Below are 21,557 nucleotides of genomic sequence, written 5' to 3'. Positions count from 1 at the left end.
ATGCTCGCCGTTCTTCTGTGTCAGGCAATCTTGAAACGGGCCACCGAACGACGCAGTTCCTCGGCCATCTGCGACAGTTCGCGCACCTGCTGCGCGGTGGTCCGCGTGCCCTCGCCGGTCTGCTCGGTCACGGCGAAGATGTGCTGGATGTTGGCCGCCACCACGTTGGCCGAATCGGCCTCGCGGGACGCGGACTGCGAGATCTGCTCGATCAGCTCGGCGAGGCGGCGCGACACGCGGTCGATCTCGGACAGCGCGGTACCCGCGTTGTCGGACAGCTTCGCCCCCTCGACCACGCCCTGCGTGGAACGCTCCATGGCGCCCACCGCGTCCTGCGTGTCGGTCTGAATCGCCTTCACCAGCGCCGAGATCTGGCGCGTGGCGTCCGCGGAGCGTTCGGCCAGCCGCTGCACTTCTTCCGCCACCACCGAGAAGCCGCGACCGGCTTCACCGGCCGACGCGGCCTGGATGGCGGCGTTCAGTGCCAGCACGTTGGTCTGTTCGGTAATGTCCGAGATCAGCTCGGTGATTTCGCCGATCTCCTGCGAGGATTCGCCCAGCCGCTTGATCCGCTTGGAGGTTTCCTGGATCTGGTCGCGGATGGCGTTCATGCCGCCGATGGCGTTCTGCACCGCCTGCAGGCCCGAGGACGCGGCCTGCAGCGACTGGCGCGCCACCGTGGCGGACTCCTGCGCCTGCGAGGACACGCCGTTGATTCGCTCCGCCATCGTCAGCACCGACTGGCCGGTTTCGCGGATCTCGCGCAGCTGTTCGGTCGAGGCCGCCAGCAGCTCGGTCGAGGTGCTTTCCACCTGCGAGGTGGTCAGCGCCACGCGGGTGGCCGTGTTCTGCACGTTGCCCACCAGCAGCCGCAGTTCTTCCACCGTGTAGTTCACCGAGTCGGCGATGGCGCCGGTGATGTCCTCGGTCACGGTGGCTTCCTGCGTCAGGTCGCCTTCGGCCACCGTCTGCAGTTCGTTCATCAGCCGAAGAATGGCGGCCTGGTTGGCGTTGTTGATGCGGCTGGCTTCCTCGGAAGCCTGCTCGGCCGACAGACGTTCGCGCTCGGCGTTGGCGGCGCGTTCGCGGCCTTCGCGCACCTGCACGAAACCGATGGCGCCGGCCAGTGCCAGGGCGGCCAGCGAGAGCACGAACAGCAGCACGATGGTGCCGGCGCCCAGGCCGGTGCGCGCCGAGAGCTTGTCCTGCAGCTCGCCCAGCGATTTGCGCAGCGGTTCGCTGTCGGTCAGGATCGACGCCTGCGCTTCGCGCGCGGCCACCAGGCCCTGCAGGTTGCCCAGAATGGCCGAGGCCTGCGTGCGCATCTGCTCGTAGGTCTTCAGGATGGCTTCGAGCTGCTGGCGCGTCTGCGGGTCCTTCGAGCCGGGGAAGCGCTGCTGCGCGTTGCCGTCGAGCAGGCCGCGCGTGGTTTCCTGGAAGGTGTTCAGGTCCTTGCCGAGCAGGAACACGGCGTCGGGGTTCACGCCCTCGACCGTGAAGAACTCGTTGGTCGACTTGCCGATGCGCTGCGTCAGCATCACGAGCTGGCCCGCGGCCGAGATCTCGGGCAGCGTGGCGTTCTGCTGCATCTTGAGCGAGGCGACGGTCTCGGTCATCTCGAGCAGCGTGGACGACTGCTGGTTGATGTCGCGCAGGGCGGCACCCACCTGGGTCAGGATCTGGCGCTGGGCCAGCACGGCCTTGGCGCTGGCATCGGCGCGCGCGACCAGCGGGCCGATCTTGCCCATGTCCTCGCCGTAGGCCTCGCCCACGGGCTCGAGGCGCAGTGCCTCGTCGCCGTTGGTCAGGCCGTTGACGCGGCGCGTGAGGTCGTCGGCGCTGTCCTTCACCTCGGTGAAGGCCGGCGCGCTGCCCACCAGGGCCTGCGAGATCGACTTGGCGAGGCGCTGCGACTGCATCAGCGACTGGCCGGTGGCCGCCACCTGCTGCGCGAGCCGTTCGGCGCGCAGGATGGCGAGGCCGGCGACCAGCAGCAGCGCCAGCACCACCACCGCCAGCAAAATTGCGAGCACGCGCTGCTGACGCGCGGGACTCTGGCCGGCGCGGCCGTCGTCGGCGAGCAGGTCGGTGGAGGCATCGGGCCGGCCGGGCTCGTTGGCGGCCTCGCCGCCATCGACCAGGGCACCGCCCTCGCTGAAGGAGCTGGCGGCCGGCGCGCCGCCGAAGGAGGTGTCGCCCGGCGCGCGCGCGATGCGCACGGTTTTCTCGTCGGGGACCTGCACCGTGTCGACGTTGTCGATCGCGAGCGAACCCGAACCATCGACGCGGGCCTTGTCGTTGCCGCTGGCGGGCAGTAATTTCTTGAACTTGTCGGCGATCGAGCTCACGGTCGGTCCTTCAGGTGGTGGTCGGGTGCACAGGCGCTTGTGACAGCTAGGCGCCGATACTCAGAAACTGGGGCTGCTGCGACAGCGCCTGCAGATTGACTTCCTGCCAGCGTTCGCCGGCGGCGTCGGTGTAGAGATGTCCGGCCCAGGGTGGCGCGTCGGCGCCCGGGGGCTCGGAGGACGCGAAGGCCTCGACGCCGCGCAGCCCCGCGAGCCGATCGACCAGCAGGGCGCAGTTGACGTCGAGCAGCTCGTTGAGCGCGACCAGCCGGGACTGGATGCGGGCCGCTTCGCTGGCGGCCGGACCGCTGGGCGCGCCGCCGGCGAAGGCCGACAGCTGCACCACGCCGTAGAGGCCGCCGCGCAGGTTGGCCACGCCGAGGAACCACGGCGCCGTGTAGGGCACGGGCTGCGGCGGCGTCCAGGGAAAGATTTCGCCGGCATGGCCGAGCGGGAACAGGTACTTGCCCTCGCCGGCCTCGACCGCGAGCCAGGTCGCGGCCACGCCGGTGGTGCGCGCGGCCTGCAGGCGGCTCGCCAGCCGGGACTGGAAGGCTCTCAGTGCGTCGCGATTCGCCATGGGCTCGGCAGATCCGCGCTCAGTTCAGCGCGCTGATCTTCGACATCAGCTCCTGCGCGTTCACCGGCTTGACGATGTAGTCGCGCGCGCCCTGGCGCATGCCCCAGACGCGGTCGGTTTCCTGGTTCTTGCTCGTGCACAGGATGATCGGGATCGCGGCGTACTGCGGATCGCGGGCGATCGCGCGCGTGAGCTGGAAGCCGTTCTGGCCGGGCATCACCACGTCCATCAGGATCAGGTCGGGCTGGTCTTCCTCGAGGCGGCGCATGGCGTCCTCGGCGTTCTCGGCGGTCTTCACGGCGAAGCCGTTCTTGTGGAGCAGGTCGGACAGGAACACCAGTTCAGTCTTGGAGTCGTCGACGACGAGGATTTTTCGAATGGGCATTTACTGCACTTCCTGTGAAACGTTGCCGAACTGCTGCACGGCCTGCAGCAGCTGGTCTTTGGTGAAAGGCTTGGTCAGGTAGTCTTGCGATCCGACCATGCGGCCGCGCGCCTTGTCGAACACGCCGTCCTTGGACGACAGCATCACGACCGGGACCTTGGAGAAATGGGCGTTGCGCTTGATGATGGCGCAGGTCTGGTAGCCGTCCAGCCGCGGCATCAGGATGTCGCAGAAAATCAGGTGCGGCTTGTGGTCGTTAACCTTGGAGAGCGCGTCGAAGCCGTCTTCGGCGAGGAGAACCTCGTGACCACCCTGCTTCAGAAAAATCTCGGCACTGCGCCGGATGGTGTTGCTGTCGTCGATGACGAGCACCTTGTAACCTGATCCATTCGGGCCCATTGCAAAAGCTCCTGCTCATGAGACTTGGATGCCCGCCGCGCCGTACACCGGCGCAGATCGCGTAGCTCTATGCCATGCTTTTCAGATTTCAACCATTTCGAAGTCTTCCTTGCGCGCACCGCACTCGGGGCAGGTCCAGTTCATCGGAACGTCGGCCCAGGCCGTGCCTGCCGCAATCCCGTCTTCCGGTACACCTACAGCTTCGTCATAGATCCACCCACAAATCAGGCACATCCAAGTTTTCGTATTCATCGGAGCTTAAAGTCCTTGTTCATTAAATGCAACGAGTGTATCTATGCGTATCTCACTGGCGCCCTGTAAACGTCGCGCCCATGCCACCATCCAGCGGATTCCGCCCGGCGTATGACCTTCCACTTACATCCAGCAGACAGCGTTGACAAACCGGGCGATCTTAACGATCCCCTGCCCGACGGCGATGCCTTGGCGGATCAGGACCTGAATCCCCCCTGCGTCCTGGTGTTCAATGCCAGCGACCCGAGCGGTGCCGGCGGCCTGGCCGGCGACGGGCTGGCCATGGGGTCGGTGGGCGCCCACATGTTGCCGGTGGTGACCGGCGCCTACGCGCGCGACACGGCCGAGATCTTCGACCACTTCGCGTTCGACGAGGAGGCCATCGCCGAGCAGACCCGCGCCATCCTCGAGGACGTCGAGGTGCAGCTGATCAAGGTCGGCTTCGCCGGCACGCCCGAGGCGCTGAGCACCATCGCCGAGACCGCCGCCGACTACCCCGAGGTGCCGGTGGTGGCGTACATGCCCAACCTCTCGTGGTGGGACGAGAACGAGATCGACGCCTACCTCGACGCCTTCCGCGACCTGGTGCTGCCCCAGACCACGGTGCTGGTGGGCAACCACAGCACGCTGTGGCGCTGGCTGCTGCCCGACTGGAGCGGCGAGCGCCCGCCCGGCGCGCGCGACATCGCGATGGCGGCCGGCGAGTTCGGCGTGCCCTACACCCTGGTCACCGGCCTGGTGCTGCCCGACCAGTTCATCGACAACGTGCTGGCCTCGCCGCAGTCGGTGCTGACCAGCGAGAAGTACGAGCGCCTCGAGGCCGTCTTCTCGGGCGCCGGCGACACCCTGTCGGCCGCGCTGGCCGCGCTGCTGGCCAGCGGCACCGACCTGGTGGCCGCCACCACCGAGGCGCTGGCCTACATGGACCGCTGCCTCGACGCGGGCTTCCGCCCCGGCATGGGCCACGTGCTGCCCGACCGCCTGTTCTGGGCCGAGCCCGAGCCCGAGGAGGACGATGGCGAGCCCGGCGACGACGTGCCCGACTTCGCCCTGCCGCCCCACGACACCCGCCACTGATTCCACTTCCCCCGTTCCAGATGCCCACTTCCGATCGCAACGACATCCTCTTCGAGCGCGCCCGCGCCGTGATTCCCGGCGGCGTGAACTCGCCCGTGCGCGCCTTCAAGGCCGTCGGCGGCACGCCCCGCTTCATCCAGCGCGCCGAGGGCGCCTATTTCTGGGACGCCAACGACAAGCGCTACATCGACTACATCGGCTCCTGGGGCCCGATGATCCTGGGCCACGGCCATCCGGCGGTGGTCGAGGCGGTGCAGAAGGCCGTGCTCGAGGGCTTCTCGTACGGCGCGCCGACCGAGCGCGAGATCGAGCTGGCCGAGGCCATCCTCGCGCTGGTGCCTTCGATGGAGATGGTGCGCCTCGTGAGCTCGGGCACCGAGGCCGCGATGAGCGCGCTGCGGCTGGCGCGCGGCGCCACCGGGCGCAAGACCATCATCAAGTTCGAGGGCTGCTACCACGGCCATGCCGACGCGCTGCTGGTCAAGGCCGGCTCGGGCCTCGCCACCTTCGGCAACCCGACCTCGGCCGGCGTGCCGCCCGAAGTGGTGCAGCACACGCTGGTGCTCGAGTACAACAACCTGCAGCAGCTCGAGGAGGCCTTCGCGCTGCACGGCAACGACATCGCCTGCCTGATGATCGAGGCCATCGCCGGCAACATGAACTTCGTGCGCGCCACGCCCGAGTTCGCGCAGCGCTGCCGCGCGCTGTGCACGCAGCACGGCGCGCTGCTGATCTTCGACGAGGTGATGACGGGCTTTCGCGTCGGCCTGCATGGCGCGCAGGGCGTGCTGGGCATCCGGCCCGACCTCACGGTGCTCGGCAAGGTCATCGGCGGCGGCATGCCGCTGGCGGCCTTCGGCGGACCGCGCGCCATCATGGAACAGCTCGCGCCGCTGGGGCCGGTCTACCAGGCCGGCACGCTCTCGGGCAACCCGGTGGCCACGGCCTGCGGCCTGGCCACGCTCAAGGAGATCGCCAGGCCCGGGTTCTACGAGGCGCTGGGCCGCAAGACCCGCGCGCTGGTCGACGGCCTGAAGGCCGCGGCCGCCGCCGAGGGCCAGCCCTTCAGCGCCGACAGCGAGGGCGGCATGTTCGGCTTCTTCCTGATGAACGAGCTGCCGCAGAACTACGCCAAGGTGATGACCACCGACAACGCGCAGTTCAACGCGCTGTTCCACGGCCTGCTCGAGCGCGGCGTGTACATCGCGCCCGCGCTCTACGAAGCCGGCTTCGTGAGCGCCGCGCACAGCGACGCGGACATCGCGGCCACCGTCGAGGCGGCGCGCGAGATCTTCAGCAAGCGCTGAGCGGGAGGCTCAGGCCGGGTCGATGGGCATCACCGGCCCGGCCTCGGCCTCGAGCACCTCGGCCGCCGCGAGGCACAGGTCCTCGCGGAAGCGATCGCTCACGAGCTGCACGCCCGTGGGCAGCCCGCGGCGCAGCCCCATCGGCACCGACAACCCCGGCAGGCCCAGGATCGCGGTCGCCAGCAGCGGGCTCTGGGCATCGAGCAAGTCGCGCATCGCGTCCGCGCCGCGCTGGTCGGCATCGACCGGGAACGGATGGCGCCACGACACCGGCATCAGCAGCAGCGGATGGCGCTGCAGGAACAGCGCCCACTCGCGCATCAGCCCCGTGCGCGCGGCCAGCGCGCGCATGTAGGCCTCGGTGTCGAAGCGCGGCGCATGCGCGTCCATCGCGCGGTAGGCCTGGCGGATGGTCTGGTCGCCGTCGCGCAGCAGCGCCGGTTCCACCAGCAGCCGGCTGTCGGCCATGGTCAGCGCCAGCCACAGCTCGGCCGCCTCGCGCAGCCGCAGCGGCTCCACCGGCTCGACGCGGTAGCCCGCGCCCTCGAGCCGGCGCGCGGCGCGCTGCAGGGCATCGGCCACCTCGGGATCGCAGGCGTAGCCGGGCAGCGCGGTGCACAGCGCCACGCGCGGCGAGCCGGCCGGCGGCGCGCCCTCGAGCGGCGCGGGCACCCACCACGGATCGCGCGCGTCGCGCGCGGCCATCGCGGCGAAGGCCAGCCGCAGGTCGCGCACGCTGCGCGCCAGCGGCCCCTGGACCGAGCTGAGCTGCACCACCGGCGGCCGCTCGCCGGAGCCCGACGGGTTGAAGGCCGGCACGCGGCCGAAGCTCGGGCGCAGGCCGTAGACGCCGCAGGCATAGGCCGGGTAGCGGATCGAGCCGCCCTGGTCGTTGCCGTGCGCGATGGCGCCGATGCCGACCGCGACCGCGGCCGCGGCGCCGCCGCTCGAGCCGCCGGGCGTCACGGCCGCGTCGTGCGGATTGAGGGTGCGCCCGTGGGCCGCGTTGTCGGTGAACCAGCGCATCGAGAACGCGGGCGTGTTGGTGCGGCCGATCGGAATCGCGCCCGCGCGCCGCAGGTTCGCGACCACCGGGCTGTCCTCCGCGGCCACGACCTGGCGATAGGCCGCCACGCCGTTGGTGGTGGCATGCCCGCGCTGGTCGACGTTGACCTTGATCGTGACCGGCACGCCGTGCAGCGGCCCGGTCGCCTCGCCGCCGGCCAGCGCCGCGTCGGCCTGGCGCGCGGCCTGCAGCGCTTCCTCGGCGCCGCCGTCGACCACGGCATTGAGGCGCGGATTGACGGCCTCGAGCCGTTCCAGGCTGCTGCGTACCGCCTCCACGCACGAGAGTTCGCGTGCCGCGATGCGCCGCGCGAGTTCGGCGGCCTCCAGTTGCCAGGGTTGCATGGCTTGTCTCCTCGAAAAAAGATGGATGGATCAGTCGCCCTTGACGCCCGCGCGCCGCACCGCCTCGGCCCAGCGCGGCTTCTCGCGCTGCATCAGCGCGCTGAGCTCCTCGGGACTCGAGGGCAATGCCTCGATCGACAGCGCGGCATTGGCGCGCACCACGGCCGGGTCGGCCAGCGCGGCGCGCAGCGCGGTGTTGAGCCGGTCGACGGTCTTGCGCGAGGTGCCCGCGGGCGCCATCAGCGCACCCCAGGCCACCACCTCGAAGCCCGGCACGCCGCTCTCGGCCACGGTCGGCACCTCGGGCAGCACCGCGGCGCGCTTCGCGCTGGTCACGGCGATCGCCTTGACCCGGCCCTGCTGCACGAAGGGCAGCACCGCCGAGATGTTCTCGATGGTCACGTCGAGCTGGCCGTTGACCATGTCGGCCACCGCCTGGGTGCCGGTCTTGTAGGGCACCTGCACCATCGTGAGCCCGGTCTCGGTCTTCAGCAGCTCGCCGGTCAGGTGGCCCGCGCTGCCGATGCCCGGCGTGCCGACCGAGAGCTTGCCCGGGTGCTCGCGGCCGTAGGCGACCAGCTCCTGCAGGCTGCGCACCGGCAGGTCCTTGCGCACGATCAGCACGTAGGCATTGCTCGAGATCAGGCCGACCGGCACCAGGTCCTTCTCGGGCACGTACGACAGCTTCGAGAAGAAGGCCGGGTTGATGCTCAGGGTCACGAGGTTGCCGTAGCCGACCGTGTAGCCGTCGTTCGCCGAACTCACCAGGGCCTGGGTGCCGACGATGCCGCCCGCGCTGGGCCGGTTGTCGACGATCATGGCCTGCCCCAGTTCGCGCGCCATCGCGTCGGCCACCGGCCGCATCGCCACGTCGACGCCGGAGCCGGCGGCATAGGGCACGATGAATTTCACCGGGCGCTCGGGGTACGGGGCCGAAGCAGCCAGCGCGGCGGTGGCCAGGGCGGCCAGGGCGGCCACCGCGGCGCGGCGGGTCCATGCGAATGACAGCAATGCAGGCACGAAGCATCTCCTCTTGGGGAATCCCGCCGTTCACCACGAGCCGGCTGGTGGCCGAAGTCTAGGAACCGGGCCCGCGCCGCAAAAGACAATCGCTTGTCGCGATGACAACCTGCGTTTGTCGGTAGATTCCCGCGCCGGGCCGCGCGGCAGAATCGGCCGCATGAAGGATCACCAGCTCAAGGCCTGGCTGCGGCTGGCCGACACCGGCAGCATCCGCGCCGCCGCGCGCAGCCTGCACCTGAGCCAGGCCGCTGTGACCAAGGCGATCCGCGAGCTCGAGGCCGAGGTCGACGCGCAGCTGGTGCTGCGCAGCTCGCGCGGCATCGAGTTCACCGAGTCCGGGCGCCAGCTCACGGTGCGCGCGCGGCTCGCGCACCAGCAGCTCGAGCTCGCGCGCCAGGACATCCGCATCCTGCAGGGCAGCCAGCACGGCCGCGTGGCGGTGGCGGTCACGCCGATGGTGTTCCTCGGCGTGCTGCCCGAGGTGGTGCGCGCCTTCCGCAAGGCCATGCCGCAGGCGCAGCTCAAGCTGTTCGACGGCCTGATCCCGCAGGTGCTGCCGCTGCTGCGCGAGGGCGCGGTCGACTTCGCGGTGGCGGGCCCGGTGGCCTCGGCCCTCGATGCCGACTTCGCGTTCGAGCGGCTCGACATGATCGAGATGGCCGTGCTGTGCCGGCGCGGCCATCCGCTGCGCCACGCCACGCGCTGGGAGGAGATCGCGGGCGCCGAATGGCTGATGCACCTGGCACCGGGCAGCCAGCACAGCTTCCTGCTCGAGCAGTACGCCGCGCAGGGGCTGCCGCTGCCCGAGCACCGCATCGAGGTCGCCTCCTTCGGCGTGAGCTGGGGCCTCCTGACGCGCAGCGACGCGCTGATGGTCGGCCCGGCCGGCATGCTCACGATGCCGCCCTATGACGCGCTGGTGGAGCGCGTGCCGCTCGCGATGCCGGTGCCGCCGCTCGAGCTGGGCATCGTCTCGCCACGCGGCAAGCCGCTGTCGCTGGCCGCGCTGCGGCTGGCCGAGCTGTTTCGCAAGTACCTGGCGCGGCCGGCCTGAGCGGCGGCACGCCCGCAGGTGCCACGGCGATGACAGCGGCGGCGTGTATATTGCGCCCGCGCTTCGCGGAGCGCGACGACACCAGGGAAGAAGACATCGCGGCCAGCCTCGAGCCGCACGAGATCTCCAGAACATCCAGCCATGAAATCCCTGCGCCTGCTGCCGGTCCTGAGTGCCGCCCTTCTCGTCTGTGGTCCGGCGCTCGCGCAGTCGGTGGACTTCACGCTGCCGACCTTCGACCAGCCCTTCGAGATCCAGAAGACCTGGATCAACCTCGGCTTCTACTCGGCCCACTTCGACCGCGACAAGGGCCTCGAGAACAAGAACCCCGGCCTGGGCTTCGAGTACCCGCTCAACGACGTCTACCGCGTCACGCTCGGCACCTTCCACAACAGCGACCGGCGCCAGTCGCACTACCTCGGCCTCTACGTGCTGCCGTTCGAATTCCACGGCGTGCGCTTCGGCGCCGTGGTCGGCGGCTTCGACGGCTACCCCAACTACCGCAACGGCAACTGGTTCCCGGCGCTGATCCCCACCGCGGCGATCGAGGGCAAGAACTGGGGCCTCAACATCGCCTACGTGCCGACGGTCAAGAACCGGCTCTATGGCGCGCTGAGCTTCCAGCTCAAGTACCGCTTTGAGTAGACGGCCGCCGAGGCCCATGAAAAAAGGCGGCCGAGGCCGCCTTTGCTTTTCGAACCGTGCCCGGCTCAGTGCCGGAAGTGACGCACGCCCGACAGCACCATCACCACGCCGCGCTCGTCGGCCGCGTCGATCACCTCCTGGTCGCGCATCGAGCCACCCGGCTGGATCACGCAGCCCGCGCCCGCATCGACCACCACGTCGAGGCCGTCGCGGAACGGGAAGAAGGCATCGCTGGCCACCGCCGTGCCCTGCAGCGACAGGCCCGCATGCTCGGCCTTGATGCTCGCGATGCGCGCCGAGTCGAGGCGGCTCATCTGGCCCGCGCCCACGCCCATGGTCATGCCGTCGGCGCAGAACACGATCGCGTTGCTCTTCACGTACTTGGCGACCTTCCAGGCGAACAGCAGGTCCTGCAGCTGCTGCGGCGTGGGCTGCTTCTTGCTCACGACCTTGAGGTCGGACAGCGCGAGCTCGTGGTTGTCGGCGGTCTGGATCAAAAGGCCCGAGCCCACGCGCTTCACGTCCATCGCGTTGCGGCCGTTGTCCCAGTCGGTGGCACCGCCCGGCGGCAGCGCGATCTCGAGCACGCGCACGTTGAGCTTCGCCTTGCTGGCCTGGAACACCTCGAGCGCCTCGTGCGTGTAGCCCGGGGCCATCAGCACTTCGACGAACTGCTTGGCCACGGCCTGCGCGGTGGCGGCGTCGACCGTGCGGTTGAAGGCGATGATGCCGCCGAAGGCCGAGGTCGGGTCGGTCTTGAAGGCCTTGGCATAGGCCTCGGCCGCATCCTTGCCGATCGCCACGCCGCAGGGGTTGGCGTGCTTGACGATCACGCAGGCCGGCACGTCGAAGCTCTTGACGCATTCCCACGCCGCATCGGCGTCGGCGATGTTGTTGTAGCTGAGCTCCTTGCCCTGCAGCTGCTTCGCCGACACCAGCGAGCCGGGCGCCGGATGCAGGTCGCGGTAGAACGCGGCCTGCTGGTGCGGGTTCTCGCCGTAGCGCAGGTCCTGCACCTTCACGAAGCGGCCGTTGCTCTGCGCCGGGAACAGCGAGCGCGTGGGTGTCGACTGGCCCTGGCTGGTCTCGAAGTCGATCGCCGAGAGGTAGTCGCTGATCGCGCCGTCGTAGTCGGCGATGCGGTTGAACGCCGCCACCGAGAACGCGAACTTGGTCTTGTCGCTGAGCTTGCCGTCGGCCTTGAGCTCGGCCAGCGCCACCGCGTACTGCGAGGCGTCGGTCAGCACGCCCACGTCCTTCCAGTTCTTGGCGGCGCTGCGCACCATGGCCGGGCCGCCGATGTCGATGTTCTCGATCGCGTCCTCGAGCGTGCAGCCGGGCTTGGCCACGGTGGCTTCGAACGGATAGAGGTTGACGATCAGGAGGTCGATGGTGTCGATGCCGTGCTGCTCGATGGCCGCCACGTGCGCCGGCAAGTCGCGCCGCGCGAGCAGTCCGCCGTGGATCTTGGGATGCAGCGTCTTCACGCGGCCGTCGAGCATCTCGGGAAAGCCGGTGTGGTCGGCCACCTCGGTCACCGGCAGGCCGGCGTCGGCCAGCAGCTTGGCGGTGCCGCCGGTGGACAGCAGCTTGATGCCCAGCGCATGCAGCGCCTGCGCGAATTCGAGGATGCCGGTCTTGTCGGAGACGGAAATCAGTGCGGTCTTGGCCATGGTGTCGTTACGCCGTGCGTTCTCGTTCATTTCAAAAGTTTGTGTTCGACCAGCTTCTTGCGCAGCGTGTTGCGGTTCAGGCCCAGCCATTGGGCGGCCTTCGACTGGTTGCCCTCGGCACGCGTCATCACGACATCGAGCAGCGGCTTCTCGACCACGCGCACGAGCATGTCGTACATGCCGTCGGGTTCGGTGCCGCGCAGGTCGCGAAAGTAGCTCTCCAGACTGGCGCGCACGCAGTCCTCGATGTGTTTCTTGCTCATGCTTTTCTTCTCTTAATCAGCGGCGCAGGCCGCCTCCTCTTCGCCGGACAGCTCTTCGGCCGCCTGGTGCTGCGGGATGCGGTCCATCAGGTCCGCAAGCCCGTCGAAATACTCGCCGACCGCGCGCAGCTGCGCCTCGCAGTCCTCGATGGCGTTCATGCGCGAACGGAATTCCTCGCCGCCGGGCAGCGCGCGCACGTACCAGCCGATGTGCTTGCGCGCGGTGCGCACGCCGCTGTAGTCGCCGTACAGTGCGTAGTGCTCCACCAGGTGGTCGAGCAGCAGCCGGCGCACCTCGGCCACCAGCGGCGGCGCGCGGTGCGTGCCGGTGTCGAGGAAGTGGGCGATCTCGCGGAAGATCCACGGCCGGCCCTGCGCGGCGCGGCCGATCATCACCGCGTCGGCACCGGTGGCCGCGAGCACCTCGCGCGCCTTCTCGGGCGAACGCACGTCGCCGTTGGCCACCACCGGCACGCGCACCGCGGCCTTGACGGCGGCGATGGTGTCGTACTCGGCGTGGCCCTTGTAACCCTGCTCGCGCGTGCGGCCGTGCACGGTGAGCATCTGCACGCCGGCCGATTCGAAATCGCGCGCGAGCTTCACCGCGTTGCGGTGCTCCATGCTCCAGCCGGTGCGCATCTTGAGCGTGACCGGCACGCCGTGCGGCTGCGCGGCATCGACCACCGCGCTCACGATCTCGAGCGCCAGCGGCTCGTCGCGCATCAGTGCCGAACCGGCCCACTTGTTGCAGACCTTCTTGGCCGGGCAACCCATGTTGATGTCGATGATCTGCGCGCCGCGCTCGATGTTGTAGACCGCGGCCTCGGCCATCATGGCCGCGTCGGTGCCCGCGATCTGCACCGCGATGGGACCCGGCTCGCCGTCGTGGTTGGCACGCCGCGAGGTCTTGAGCGAATTCCAGAGGTCCTTGCGCGAGGTCACCATCTCGCTGACCGCGTAGCCCGCGCCGAGCGCGCGGCACAGCATGGCGGAAGGGCCGGTCCGTCACGCCGGCCATGGGCGCGACGAACAGGCGGTTCTCCAGCGTGTGGTTGCCGATCTGCAGGGTCATGGCGGGGAAGGCTGTGCGCGTCGGCTGCTGAAAAATGAGGCACGATTGTAGCCACCTGCCATTTCAGTGACTGAAACGATTTGCGCCGATTCGCGTCGCCGCGACGGGTGTAAACACGGGTGGAAATCCCATGCGCGGCGGCGCCTCCTCCGACCTGGCCCTCCTGGATCCGCTGCCTATACTGCGCCGACCTTATGCAAGCCTGGCTCGACGCACTCCTCGCGCTTCTCGCGCTGCCGCAATACGGCCTCTCCACGCTGTTCATCGCCGCCTTCATCTCGGCGACGCTGCTGCCCGTGGGTTCGGAGCCCGTGCTGTTCGGCCTGCTCAAGCTCAACCCCGAGCTGTTCTGGCCCGCGATCGCGGTCGCGACCGTGGGCAACACGCTGGGCGGCGCGGTCGACTGGTGGATGGGCTACGGCGCGCACAAGGTGGCCGACAAGTACTCGCACTCGAAGCACCACGTGCGCGTGCTCGGCTGGCTCGAGCGGCTCGGCCCGAAGGCCTGCCTGCTGAGCTGGCTGCCGCTGGTCGGCGATCCGCTGTGCGCGGTCGCGGGCTGGCTGCGGCTGCCGTTCTGGCCCTGCCTGGCCTACATGGCGATCGGCAAGTTCCTGCGCTACGTCACGATGACGGTGGCGCTGCTCTACATCTTTCCGTCCTGAACGGACGGCTTCAGTTCAGCAGTTCGTACGGGCCGCCGCGCGCGAGTGCCTGCTGGTAGGCGGGGCGCGCATGGATGCGCGCGAGCCAGGCCATGAGCTTCGGCCGCTTCGCATCGAGCCCGCCGCGCGCATGCGCGGCCTCGACCACGAAGCTCATCTGGATGTCGGCGCCGCTGAAGGCATCGCCCGCGAACCATTCGCTCTTGCCGAGTTCGGTTTCCATGTAGTTCAGGTGGCTCGCGATGTTCGGCAGGATGAACGCCGACTTGGCCTTGGCGGCGATGGCCTTGGCCACCGGCTTGGCGAAGAAGGGCATCTTGCTGCTCTCGATGCGGTCGAACACCAGCTTGAGCAGCAGCGGCGACATCGCCGTGCCCTCGGCGAAGTGCAGCCAGTAGCGGTAGCGCAGCGCCTCGGGCGTGAGCGGCGCGGGCGCGAGGCGGCCCTGGCCATAGCGCTCGATCACGGTCTCGATGATCGCGCCCGATTCCGCGAGCACGAGGCCGTCGTCGGTCGTCACCACCGGCGACTTGCCCAGCGGATGCACCGCGCGCAGCGAAGCGGGCGCCAACATGGTGTTCGGATCGCGCTGGTAGTGGACGATCTCGTAGGGCAGGCCCAGTTCTTCGAGCAGCCAGAGCACGCGCTGCGAACGCGAGTTGTTGAGGTGGTGGACGGTGAGCATGGCGGGGTTGGAACGAAGCGAGGGCGACGGGGCGCGGCAGTCTAGCCTGCCGCGCGCCGATGCGCAGTCCCCGCAGCCGCCCTCGGCTCAGCGCGCGAAGAGGGGTGCCGCGATCAGCCGGTGGAACGATTCCCAGCTGTCGGACACGGTCCACACGCCATTCACGCGCGCCACGGCGAAGACCAGCGGCTGCATCACCGCCTCGGGCAGTTCGACCTGGACATAGATCCGGCCCCGTCCCCGCTGGTACAGCACGGTCGACACGGCGACCACATCGTCGCGCTGCCCGACGATGGCGCGAAGCCGCTCGTGCACGCGCTCCTGGAGCCGCTCGCCATCGAGGTTCTTCGCCCGGTCCTCTTCGTGCGGGTTGACCAGCTGGAACTCGTCGCCCTCGCGCAGGAACGCGAGGCCCAGCGGAGGCAGCGCTGCGTCCCTGCGCATGAGCTTCTCGGCCGCCTGGATCGAGGCGAACACGACCTGGGCGAAGCGCTCGTCGCTGGAAGTCGAAGCCATGGCGGTCCGCGGCGAGCTCAACCGCCGGTGTTTTCCCCTGCGGATCAGCCACTGGCCGCCCGAGCGCTGCAGCTCCAGCGTCTTGCGGCTCACCTCACGCAAGGCGTCCGCGCGGTAGTTCTGCCGGAACCGGGCGCTCGCGGTCTCGCCAACGACGCTGATCACCAGGTCCTCGAGGGTGACGCCGATGCTCGACTTGCTCGTGATGCGGGCGCGGCGTTCTTCTTCCCACCGGAAGCGGCTCTGGCCGCGGGCCGGCGTGAAGTCCGGCGCATAGGCCGCCAGGTAGCGATCCACGTCCCGGGCCGACCAGGCCGAGGCCCAGGCTTGCACCGCGGCCTCGACCTCGGCGGTGCCGGCAGGGCGCACCGCAGGCGCGCCCGGTTGGGTTGCGGGCTGGGTTGCGGGCTGGGTTGCTGGCTGGGTTGCTGGCTTGGCGGGCGCCGCCGATGCATCCTGCGTCGCGGCGGTATCCGGCGCCTCCCGCGCTATTGCATAGCCGGTGAAGATCCAGCGGTTGTTCTCGCGCGCGAAGCTGATTCTTTCGGAGGCTTTCCTGCCGCTGTCCAGCTGGGTGGAGAACACGACATTGGCATAAAGGCCCGCGGGAAAGCCGGATTCGTTGTCGGCCTGGTACTTGAGCCGTGTCACGCTCGACCACTCGCGATCGGTGACGGGCCCCATCGACAGCCGCGCCTTTCGCGTGGCCCGCACGAAGGCGGTCTTGCCCATGCGGCTCTTCAACACGCCGGAGCCCGACTCCCAGAGCTCGTTCACCTGGTCGGCGTCGGCCTTGCGAAGGATGTCGGCCGCGACGCGCAGCAATTCGTCGGATGCCGCATCCGGCACCGATGGCGCCGCGGCGGCGATCCGCAGGCCCGCGACCATGAGGCATGCGGCGAGCCAGCCCGTGAATATCCGGTTCATTTGAATTTCCTCCCCTTTTTATTCCTGGATGCCTGAACATCCTTCGAAAATTCCGAATCGAACCAAAATTCAAATCAATGAATTATTTGGCTTCGATTTCAATCAGAATTCGTCGGATTTCGCAGGAAACTCATTCCCCGGAAACCCAAAAAACGCCCGGGATAATACACACGCGGGAATTCAGGAATTGCCGCTCAATTCGCGGACGCGCGAATTTCCGAGAAGCAAATCACGCCGACGCGAGCGGGAGGCGGCGCGGCTGGCCAGCGTGAAGGGAGAGATGTGGAGGGCGCCGGACCCGTGACGCTGCGGATCACGGCGCTTTCTTCGCGCGGGGCGCGAAAGGTTCAGGAGCTGAACAGGAAATTCATCACGTCGCCATCCTTGACGACGTATTCCTTGCCTTCGGAACGCATCTTCCCCGCGTCCTTGGCGCCCTGCTCGCCCTTGAAGGCGATGTAGTCGTCGAAACCGATGGTCTGGGCGCGGATGTAGCCCTTCTCGAAATCGGTGTGGATCACGCCGGCCGCCTGCGGGCCGGTGTCGCCGACGTGGATGGTCCAGGCGCGCACTTCCTTCACGCCGGCGGTGAAGTAGGTCTGCAGGCCCAGCAGCTTGAAGGCGGCGCGGATCAGGCGGTTGAGGCCCGGCTCGTCCTGGCCGATCTCGGCCAGGAACATCTTCTTGTCCTCGTCGTCCATCTCGGACAGGTCGGCCTCGATCTTGGCGCAGATCGCCACCACGGGCGCGTTCTGCTTGGCGGCGTACTCGCGCAGGCGGTCGAGGTAGGGGTTGTTCTCGAAGCCGTCTTCCGCCACGTTGCCCACGAACATCGCGGGCTTGGCGGTGATCAGCGTGAAGCTCTTGACCAGCGGCTGCTCTTCCTTGGTGAACTCGAGCGCGCGCACGGGCTTGTTCTCGTTGAGCGCGGCCTGGCAGCGCTCGAGCAGGCCGACCAGCTTCTGCGCCTCCTTGTCGCCCGAGCGGGCCACCTTGGTGTGGCGCTGCAGCGCCTTCTCGACCGTCGACAGGTCGGCCAGGCACAGCTCGGTCTGGATCACCTCGATGTCGGAGATCGGGTCGACCTTGCCGGCCACGTGCACCACGTTGTCGTCGTCGAAGCAGCGCACCACGTTCACCGTGGCGTCGGTCTCGCGGATGTGGGCCAGGAACTTGTTGCCCAGGCCTTCGCCGGTGCTGGCGCCGGCCACGAGGCCCGCGATGTCCACGAACTCGACGATGGCGGGCACCACGCGCTCGGGCTTGACGATGTCGGCGAGCTGGGCGAGCCGCGGATCGGGCACCTCGACGATGCCCACGTTGGGCTCGATGGTGCAGAAGGGATAGTTTTCCGCTGCGATGCCGGCCTTGGTCAGCGCATTGAAAAGGGTGGATTTACCGACGTTGGGCAGGCCGACGATGCCGCACTTCAAGCTCATGGGGGGTCCTCAGGTGAACCGGCGATTTTAGGCGAGGCGGCCCGAGCGGCGGTTTGCGCCGGGCGCCAAACCGGGCCGGCGGGTCAGGGTAAAACCCGATGAAAACCCGATAAGCAAACGTTTGCGCAAACGTTTTCGTCCATTACCATCGGCGCCGGGCCGCCAGATCGGTCATCGTTCGTTCCAACACACCTCAGGAGACACGCACCATGAAGTTCACCCGCCGCACCGTGCAGACCGCCGCCGCCCTCGCCCTGCTGGGCACCTTCGCCGCCTCGCCGGCGCTCGCACAGGACAAGCCGAAGGTCGCGCTGGTGATGAAGTCGCTGGCCAACGAGTTCTTCCGCACCATGGAAGACGGGGCCAAGGCGCACCAGAAGGCGAATTCGGGCAAGTACACGCTGGTGACCAACGGCATCAAGGACGAGACCGACACCGCCGCGCAGATCAAGATGGTCGAGCAGATGGTGGCGCAGAAGGTCAATGCACTGGTGATCGCACCGGCCGATTCGAAGGCGCTGGTGCCGGTGGTCAAGGCCGCCATCGACAAGGGCATCCTGGTGGTCAACATCGACAACCGCCTCGACGCGGCCGCGCTGAAGGAGAAGAACATCCAGGTGCCCTTCGTCGGCCCCGACAACCGCGCCGGCGCCAAGCTGGTGGGCGACTACCTCGCCAAGAGCCTGAAGTCGGGCGACAAGGTCGGGATCATCGAAGGCGTGTCGACCACCTTCAATGCGCAGCAGCGCACCCTCGGCTACCAGGACGCGATGAAGGCCGCCGGCATCAACGTCGCGGGCGTGCAGTCGGGCCAGTGGGAAATCGACAAGGGCAACACGGTGGCCGCCGGCATGATGCGCGAGAACCCCGACCTCAAGGCGCTGCTTGCCGGCAACGACAGCATGGCGCTGGGCGCGGTGGCGGCCGTGAAGGCCGCGGGCAAGGCCGGCAAGGTGCAGGTGGTGGGCTACGACAACATCGGCGCCATCAAGCCGATGCTGGCCGACGGCCGCGTGCTCGCCACGGCCGACCAGTTCGCCGACAAGCAGGCGGTGTTCGGCATCGAGACCGCGCTGAAGGCGATCGCCGACAAGAAGAGCCAGGCCGACATGCCGGCCGAGATCAAGACCGACGTGGTGCTGGTGACCAAGGATTCGAAGAAGTAAGCACCGCGCCTCCTTCACCGCTGTCACACACCTCGAGAGACCACCCTTGCCGGCACCCATGTCCGCAACCCCCGCCACGCCGCTCTTCGCGCTCCACGACATCGGCAAGGACTACGCCGCGCCGGTGCTCGACGGCGTGAGCCTCACCTTGGAGGCCGGCGAGGTGCTCGCGCTGACCGGAGAGAACGGTGCCGGCAAGAGCACCCTCTCCAAGATCGTCTGCGGCCTCGTCACGCCGACGCGCGGCACGATGCTGCTGGGCGGCGCGCCGTTCCAGCCGGGCTCGCGCCGCGACGCCGAGGCGCACGGCGTGCGCATGGTGATGCAGGAGCTCGGGCTGGTGCCCACGCTCACGGTGGCGGAGAACCTGCTGCTCGACCGGCTGCCGCAGCGCATGGGCTGGCTGCAGCGCGCCGAGCTGCATGCGGCCGCGCGGCTGCAGTTGGCCAAGATCGGCCTCTCGCACATCGACCCGGCCGTGCCGGTCTCGCGCCTGGGCATCGGCCAGCAGCAGATGGTGGAGATCGCGCGCAACCTGCTCGACGACACCCGCGTGCTGATCCTCGACGAACCGACCGCGATGCTGACGCCGCGCGAGACCGAGCACCTGTTCGAGCAGATCGCGCTGCTCAAGGCGCGCGGCGTGGGCATCGTCTACGTCTCGCACCGGCTCGAGGAACTGCAGCGCATCGCCGACCGCGTGGCGGTGCTGCGCGACGGCCGGCTGGTCGACGTGCGGCCGATGGCCGGCGTGCGCGAATCCGAGCTGGTCGAGCGCATGGTCGGCCGCGCGGTGCACGAGCACGACGGCCGCCCGCGCCGCGTGGCCGGCGCGCCGATGCTGAGCGCGCGCGGCATCGGCCGCGGCAGCGCGGTGCGCGACGTCGACCTGCAATTGCGCGCGGGCGAGGTGATGGGCATCGCCGGGCTCGTGGGCTCGGGCCGCACCCGAGCTCGTGCGGCTGCTGTTCGGCGCCGACAAGGCCGAGCGCGGCACCATCGAACTCCATTGGCCCGGCGCGCAGCAACCGGCCGCGGGCCGCTGGCGCTCGCCGATGCAGGCGATCCGCGCCGGCATCGGCCTGGTCACCGAGGACCGCAAGTCGCAGGGCCTCTTGATGACGCAGTCGATCCGCGTCAACGCCACGCTCAGCGACCTCGGCGCGGTCTCGCGCCTGGGCTGGCTGCGCGCGGCCGCCGAGCGCGGCATCGCGCGCCGGCTGGTGCAGACGCTGCGCATCCGCTCGCGCAGCGAGGAGCAGAGCGTGGCCACGCTCAGCGGCGGCAACCAGCAGAAGGTGGTGTTCGCGCGCTGGCTGCACCGCGAATGCAAGGTGCTGCTGCTCGACGAGCCGACGCGCGGCGTCGACGTGGGCGCGCGCGCCGACCTCTATGCCGAGCTCGACCGCATGGCCGAGGCCGGCAAGGCACTGCTGATGGTGTCGAGCGACCTGCGCGAACTCATGGCCATGTGCGACCGCATCGGCGTGATGCACGCCGGCCGCCTGGTGGCGGTGTTCGAGCGCGGCGCCTGGGACCAGCAGTCGATCCTGGCCGCGGCCTTCGGAGACACCGGCCGCGCCACCTCCGCAGCCCCCACCGCTCACGCTCTCGCGGCCGCCGCCTGAGCCTCACTCTCCTTCGCCCCATGACGACCACCACCGCTTCCGCTCCCCCCGCCTCCGGCGCCGGTTCCCTCAAGGGCCAGCTCGGCACCTACATCGGCCTGGCCGTGGTGCTGCTCGGCATGATCGCGCTGTTCGGCAGCCTCAGCGAATACTTCCTCACGGTCGAGACCTTCGTCACCATCGCCAACGAGATCCCCGCGCTGGCCGTGATGGCCGTGGGCATGACCTTCGTGCTGATCATCGCGGGCATCGACCTCTCGGTGGGCTCGGTGCTGGCACTCAGCGCGGCGGTGGCCGCCGCTGCCATCCTGCAATGGCACCTGCCGGTGCCGCTGGCCGCGCTGCTGGGCCTGGCCACGGGCCTGATCTGCGGCGCGATCACCGGCGCGGTGTCGGTGGCCTGGCGGCTGCCGAGCTTCATCGTCTCGCTCGGCATGCTCGAGGCCGTGCGCGGCGGCGCCTATCTCGTGACCGACTCGCGCACCCAGTACGTGGGCGATGCGATCTCGGGCCTGGCGGCGCCGTGGATCGGCGGCATCTCGGCGGCTTTCGTGCTCGCGGTGGTGCTGGTGATCGTGGGCCAGCTGGTGCTGTCGCGCACGGTGTTCGGCCGCTACGTGGTGGGCATCGGCACCAACGAGGAAGCAATGCGCCTCGCGGGCATCGACCCGCGGCCGATCCGCATCGTGGTGTTCGCGGTCACGGGCCTCTTGGCCGGCCTGGCGGGGCTGATGCAGTCGGCGCGCCTCGAGGCGGCCGACCCGAACTCGGGCGTGGGCATCGAGCTGCAGGTGATCGCCGCGGTGGTGATCGGCGGCACCAGCCTGATGGGCGGGCGCGGCTCGGTGGTCAACACCTTCTTCGGCGTGCTGATCATCGCGGTGCTCGAGGCCGGCCTGGCGCAGGTCGGCGCCAGCGAGCCGAGCAAGCGCATCATCACCGGCGCGGTGATCGTGGTTGCGGTGATCATCGACACCCTGCGCCAGCGCCGCGCCGATCGCCGGCTGGCCTGACGCCCCCTCCCCCACGAAGCAGCACCCCGC

Annotated in this window: 19 protein-coding genes and 2 pseudogenes; 8 read left to right on the top strand and 13 right to left on the bottom strand. The window is 69.1% G+C overall.

Going from position 1 to position 21,557, the window contains the following annotated elements:
* Positions 1-20: 20 nt before the first annotated feature.
* The 5 genes from ACHMXE_RS15740 to ACHMXE_RS15720 all read right to left on the bottom strand — a co-directional run bounded on the left by ACHMXE_RS15740 (position 21) and on the right by ACHMXE_RS15720 (position 3,964).
* Complete coding sequence (locus ACHMXE_RS15740; RefSeq protein WP_203202916.1) at positions 21-2,348, bottom strand: methyl-accepting chemotaxis protein; 2,328 nt, start codon at positions 2,346-2,348, stop codon at positions 21-23.
* Between the two features lie 46 nt (positions 2,349-2,394).
* Complete coding sequence (locus ACHMXE_RS15735) at positions 2,395-2,928, bottom strand: chemotaxis protein CheW (RefSeq protein WP_203202917.1); 534 nt, start codon at positions 2,926-2,928, stop codon at positions 2,395-2,397.
* 19 nt (positions 2,929-2,947) lie between these two features.
* Positions 2,948-3,313: a PleD family two-component system response regulator gene (locus ACHMXE_RS15730; protein ID WP_057590818.1), complete on the bottom strand. Its 366-nt coding sequence runs from the start codon at positions 3,311-3,313 to the stop codon at positions 2,948-2,950.
* Positions 3,314-3,712 (bottom strand): PleD family two-component system response regulator, encoded by a 399-nt coding sequence (locus tag ACHMXE_RS15725; RefSeq protein WP_057590817.1) that lies wholly within the window; start codon positions 3,710-3,712, stop codon positions 3,314-3,316.
* A gap of 81 nt (positions 3,713-3,793) precedes the next feature.
* Positions 3,794-3,964, bottom strand: coding sequence for a rubredoxin (locus ACHMXE_RS15720; RefSeq protein ID WP_007838397.1), 171 nt, complete (start codon positions 3,962-3,964; stop codon positions 3,794-3,796).
* Between the two features lie 111 nt (positions 3,965-4,075).
* On the opposite strand from ACHMXE_RS15720, the gene ACHMXE_RS15715 reads away from it, so the two are divergent.
* Together ACHMXE_RS15715 and hemL are read left to right on the top strand one after the other, a co-directional pair.
* Positions 4,076-5,041: a bifunctional hydroxymethylpyrimidine kinase/phosphomethylpyrimidine kinase gene (locus ACHMXE_RS15715; RefSeq protein ID WP_209543676.1), complete on the top strand. Its 966-nt coding sequence runs from the start codon at positions 4,076-4,078 to the stop codon at positions 5,039-5,041.
* A gap of 20 nt (positions 5,042-5,061) precedes the next feature.
* Entirely contained in the window at positions 5,062-6,348 is a 1,287-nt protein-coding gene (hemL, locus tag ACHMXE_RS15710; RefSeq protein WP_395350122.1) for a glutamate-1-semialdehyde 2,1-aminomutase, read from the top strand.
* Positions 6,349-6,357: 9 nt separating this feature from the next.
* Here the strand turns inward: hemL and ACHMXE_RS15705 are convergent, their stop codons facing one another.
* Together ACHMXE_RS15705 and ACHMXE_RS15700 are read right to left on the bottom strand one after the other, a co-directional pair.
* Positions 6,358-7,758: an amidase family protein gene (locus ACHMXE_RS15705; RefSeq protein WP_395350121.1), complete on the bottom strand. Its 1,401-nt coding sequence runs from the start codon at positions 7,756-7,758 to the stop codon at positions 6,358-6,360.
* Between the two features lie 30 nt (positions 7,759-7,788).
* Complete coding sequence (locus ACHMXE_RS15700; RefSeq protein WP_395350120.1) at positions 7,789-8,778, bottom strand: Bug family tripartite tricarboxylate transporter substrate binding protein; 990 nt, start codon at positions 8,776-8,778, stop codon at positions 7,789-7,791.
* Between the two features lie 160 nt (positions 8,779-8,938).
* Between ACHMXE_RS15700 and ACHMXE_RS15695 the strand changes: the two genes are divergently transcribed.
* Together ACHMXE_RS15695 and ACHMXE_RS15690 are read left to right on the top strand one after the other, a co-directional pair.
* A complete protein-coding gene (locus tag ACHMXE_RS15695; RefSeq protein WP_093347924.1) occupies positions 8,939-9,835 on the top strand; it encodes a LysR substrate-binding domain-containing protein in 897 nt (298 codons plus the stop codon).
* Positions 9,836-9,976: 141 nt separating this feature from the next.
* Positions 9,977-10,480: a hypothetical protein gene (locus ACHMXE_RS15690; RefSeq protein ID WP_209543681.1), complete on the top strand. Its 504-nt coding sequence runs from the start codon at positions 9,977-9,979 to the stop codon at positions 10,478-10,480.
* Between the two features lie 65 nt (positions 10,481-10,545).
* Here ACHMXE_RS15690 and purH read toward each other — a convergent pair whose 3' ends face one another.
* From purH to dusB, 3 genes and pseudogenes are all read right to left on the bottom strand, one after another.
* Positions 10,546-12,153 (bottom strand): bifunctional phosphoribosylaminoimidazolecarboxamide formyltransferase/IMP cyclohydrolase, encoded by a 1,608-nt coding sequence (gene purH, locus ACHMXE_RS15685; RefSeq protein ID WP_395350119.1) that lies wholly within the window; start codon positions 12,151-12,153, stop codon positions 10,546-10,548.
* A gap of 26 nt (positions 12,154-12,179) precedes the next feature.
* On the bottom strand, positions 12,180-12,416 hold the full coding sequence (locus ACHMXE_RS15680) for a Fis family transcriptional regulator (RefSeq protein ID WP_203202924.1): 237 nt from the start codon (positions 12,414-12,416) through the stop codon (positions 12,180-12,182).
* Positions 12,417-12,428: 12 nt separating this feature from the next.
* Positions 12,429-13,488, bottom strand: a pseudogene (gene dusB, locus ACHMXE_RS15675) (tRNA dihydrouridine synthase DusB).
* Between the two features lie 194 nt (positions 13,489-13,682).
* On the opposite strand from dusB, the gene ACHMXE_RS15670 reads away from it, so the two are divergent.
* Positions 13,683-14,153: a YqaA family protein gene (locus ACHMXE_RS15670; protein ID WP_093347931.1), complete on the top strand. Its 471-nt coding sequence runs from the start codon at positions 13,683-13,685 to the stop codon at positions 14,151-14,153.
* A 10-nt stretch (positions 14,154-14,163) separates the two neighbouring features.
* Here the strand turns inward: ACHMXE_RS15670 and ACHMXE_RS15665 are convergent, their stop codons facing one another.
* The 3 genes from ACHMXE_RS15665 to ychF all read right to left on the bottom strand — a co-directional run bounded on the left by ACHMXE_RS15665 (position 14,164) and on the right by ychF (position 17,720).
* Entirely contained in the window at positions 14,164-14,838 is a 675-nt protein-coding gene (locus tag ACHMXE_RS15665; protein WP_395350117.1) for a glutathione S-transferase family protein, read from the bottom strand.
* A gap of 87 nt (positions 14,839-14,925) precedes the next feature.
* Positions 14,926-16,281, bottom strand: coding sequence for a DUF4019 domain-containing protein (locus ACHMXE_RS15660; protein WP_395350116.1), 1,356 nt, complete (start codon positions 16,279-16,281; stop codon positions 14,926-14,928).
* A gap of 347 nt (positions 16,282-16,628) precedes the next feature.
* Complete coding sequence (gene ychF / locus ACHMXE_RS15655) at positions 16,629-17,720, bottom strand: redox-regulated ATPase YchF (RefSeq protein ID WP_203202928.1); 1,092 nt, start codon at positions 17,718-17,720, stop codon at positions 16,629-16,631.
* 209 nt (positions 17,721-17,929) lie between these two features.
* Between ychF and ACHMXE_RS15650 the strand changes: the two genes are divergently transcribed.
* The 3 genes and pseudogenes from ACHMXE_RS15650 to ACHMXE_RS15640 all read left to right on the top strand — a co-directional run bounded on the left by ACHMXE_RS15650 (position 17,930) and on the right by ACHMXE_RS15640 (position 21,527).
* Positions 17,930-18,886, top strand: coding sequence for a sugar ABC transporter substrate-binding protein (locus tag ACHMXE_RS15650; RefSeq protein WP_209543686.1), 957 nt, complete (start codon positions 17,930-17,932; stop codon positions 18,884-18,886).
* A gap of 58 nt (positions 18,887-18,944) precedes the next feature.
* A pseudogene (locus ACHMXE_RS15645) lies at positions 18,945-20,514 on the top strand (sugar ABC transporter ATP-binding protein).
* Positions 20,515-20,534: 20 nt separating this feature from the next.
* Positions 20,535-21,527, top strand: coding sequence for an ABC transporter permease (locus ACHMXE_RS15640; RefSeq protein ID WP_093347945.1), 993 nt, complete (start codon positions 20,535-20,537; stop codon positions 21,525-21,527).
* Positions 21,528-21,557: the final 30 nt, after the last annotated feature.

This window comes from Variovorax sp. UC122_21, assembly GCF_044056785.1.
Classification (GTDB): domain Bacteria; phylum Pseudomonadota; class Gammaproteobacteria; order Burkholderiales; family Burkholderiaceae_C; genus Variovorax.
This window is presented reverse-complemented; position numbering and strand designations above follow the sequence as displayed.

Excerpts from the sequence above, each read along its gene's own strand:
- ACHMXE_RS15735 (WP_203202917.1), bottom strand. The coding sequence starts at position 2,928 with ATGGCGAATCGCGACGCACTGAGAGCCTTCCAGTCCCGGCTGGCGAGC.
- ACHMXE_RS15730 (WP_057590818.1), bottom strand. The coding sequence starts at position 3,313 with ATGCCCATTCGAAAAATCCTCGTCGTCGACGACTCCAAGACTGAACTG.
- ACHMXE_RS15725 (WP_057590817.1), bottom strand. The coding sequence starts at position 3,712 with ATGGGCCCGAATGGATCAGGTTACAAGGTGCTCGTCATCGACGACAGC.
- ACHMXE_RS15720 (WP_007838397.1), bottom strand. The coding sequence starts at position 3,964 with ATGAATACGAAAACTTGGATGTGCCTGATTTGTGGGTGGATCTATGAC.
- ACHMXE_RS15715 (WP_209543676.1), top strand. The coding sequence starts at position 4,076 with ATGACCTTCCACTTACATCCAGCAGACAGCGTTGACAAACCGGGCGAT.
- hemL (WP_395350122.1), top strand. The coding sequence starts at position 5,062 with ATGCCCACTTCCGATCGCAACGACATCCTCTTCGAGCGCGCCCGCGCC.
- ACHMXE_RS15705 (WP_395350121.1), bottom strand. The coding sequence starts at position 7,758 with ATGCAACCCTGGCAACTGGAGGCCGCCGAACTCGCGCGGCGCATCGCG.
- ACHMXE_RS15695 (WP_093347924.1), top strand. The coding sequence starts at position 8,939 with ATGAAGGATCACCAGCTCAAGGCCTGGCTGCGGCTGGCCGACACCGGC.
- ACHMXE_RS15690 (WP_209543681.1), top strand. The coding sequence starts at position 9,977 with ATGAAATCCCTGCGCCTGCTGCCGGTCCTGAGTGCCGCCCTTCTCGTC.
- purH (WP_395350119.1), bottom strand. The coding sequence starts at position 12,153 with ATGGCCAAGACCGCACTGATTTCCGTCTCCGACAAGACCGGCATCCTC.
- ACHMXE_RS15680 (WP_203202924.1), bottom strand. The coding sequence starts at position 12,416 with ATGAGCAAGAAACACATCGAGGACTGCGTGCGCGCCAGTCTGGAGAGC.
- ACHMXE_RS15670 (WP_093347931.1), top strand. The coding sequence starts at position 13,683 with ATGCAAGCCTGGCTCGACGCACTCCTCGCGCTTCTCGCGCTGCCGCAA.
- ACHMXE_RS15665 (WP_395350117.1), bottom strand. The coding sequence starts at position 14,838 with ATGCTCACCGTCCACCACCTCAACAACTCGCGTTCGCAGCGCGTGCTC.
- ACHMXE_RS15660 (WP_395350116.1), bottom strand. The coding sequence starts at position 16,281 with ATGAACCGGATATTCACGGGCTGGCTCGCCGCATGCCTCATGGTCGCG.
- ychF (WP_203202928.1), bottom strand. The coding sequence starts at position 17,720 with ATGAGCTTGAAGTGCGGCATCGTCGGCCTGCCCAACGTCGGTAAATCC.
- ACHMXE_RS15650 (WP_209543686.1), top strand. The coding sequence starts at position 17,930 with ATGAAGTTCACCCGCCGCACCGTGCAGACCGCCGCCGCCCTCGCCCTG.
- ACHMXE_RS15640 (WP_093347945.1), top strand. The coding sequence starts at position 20,535 with ATGACGACCACCACCGCTTCCGCTCCCCCCGCCTCCGGCGCCGGTTCC.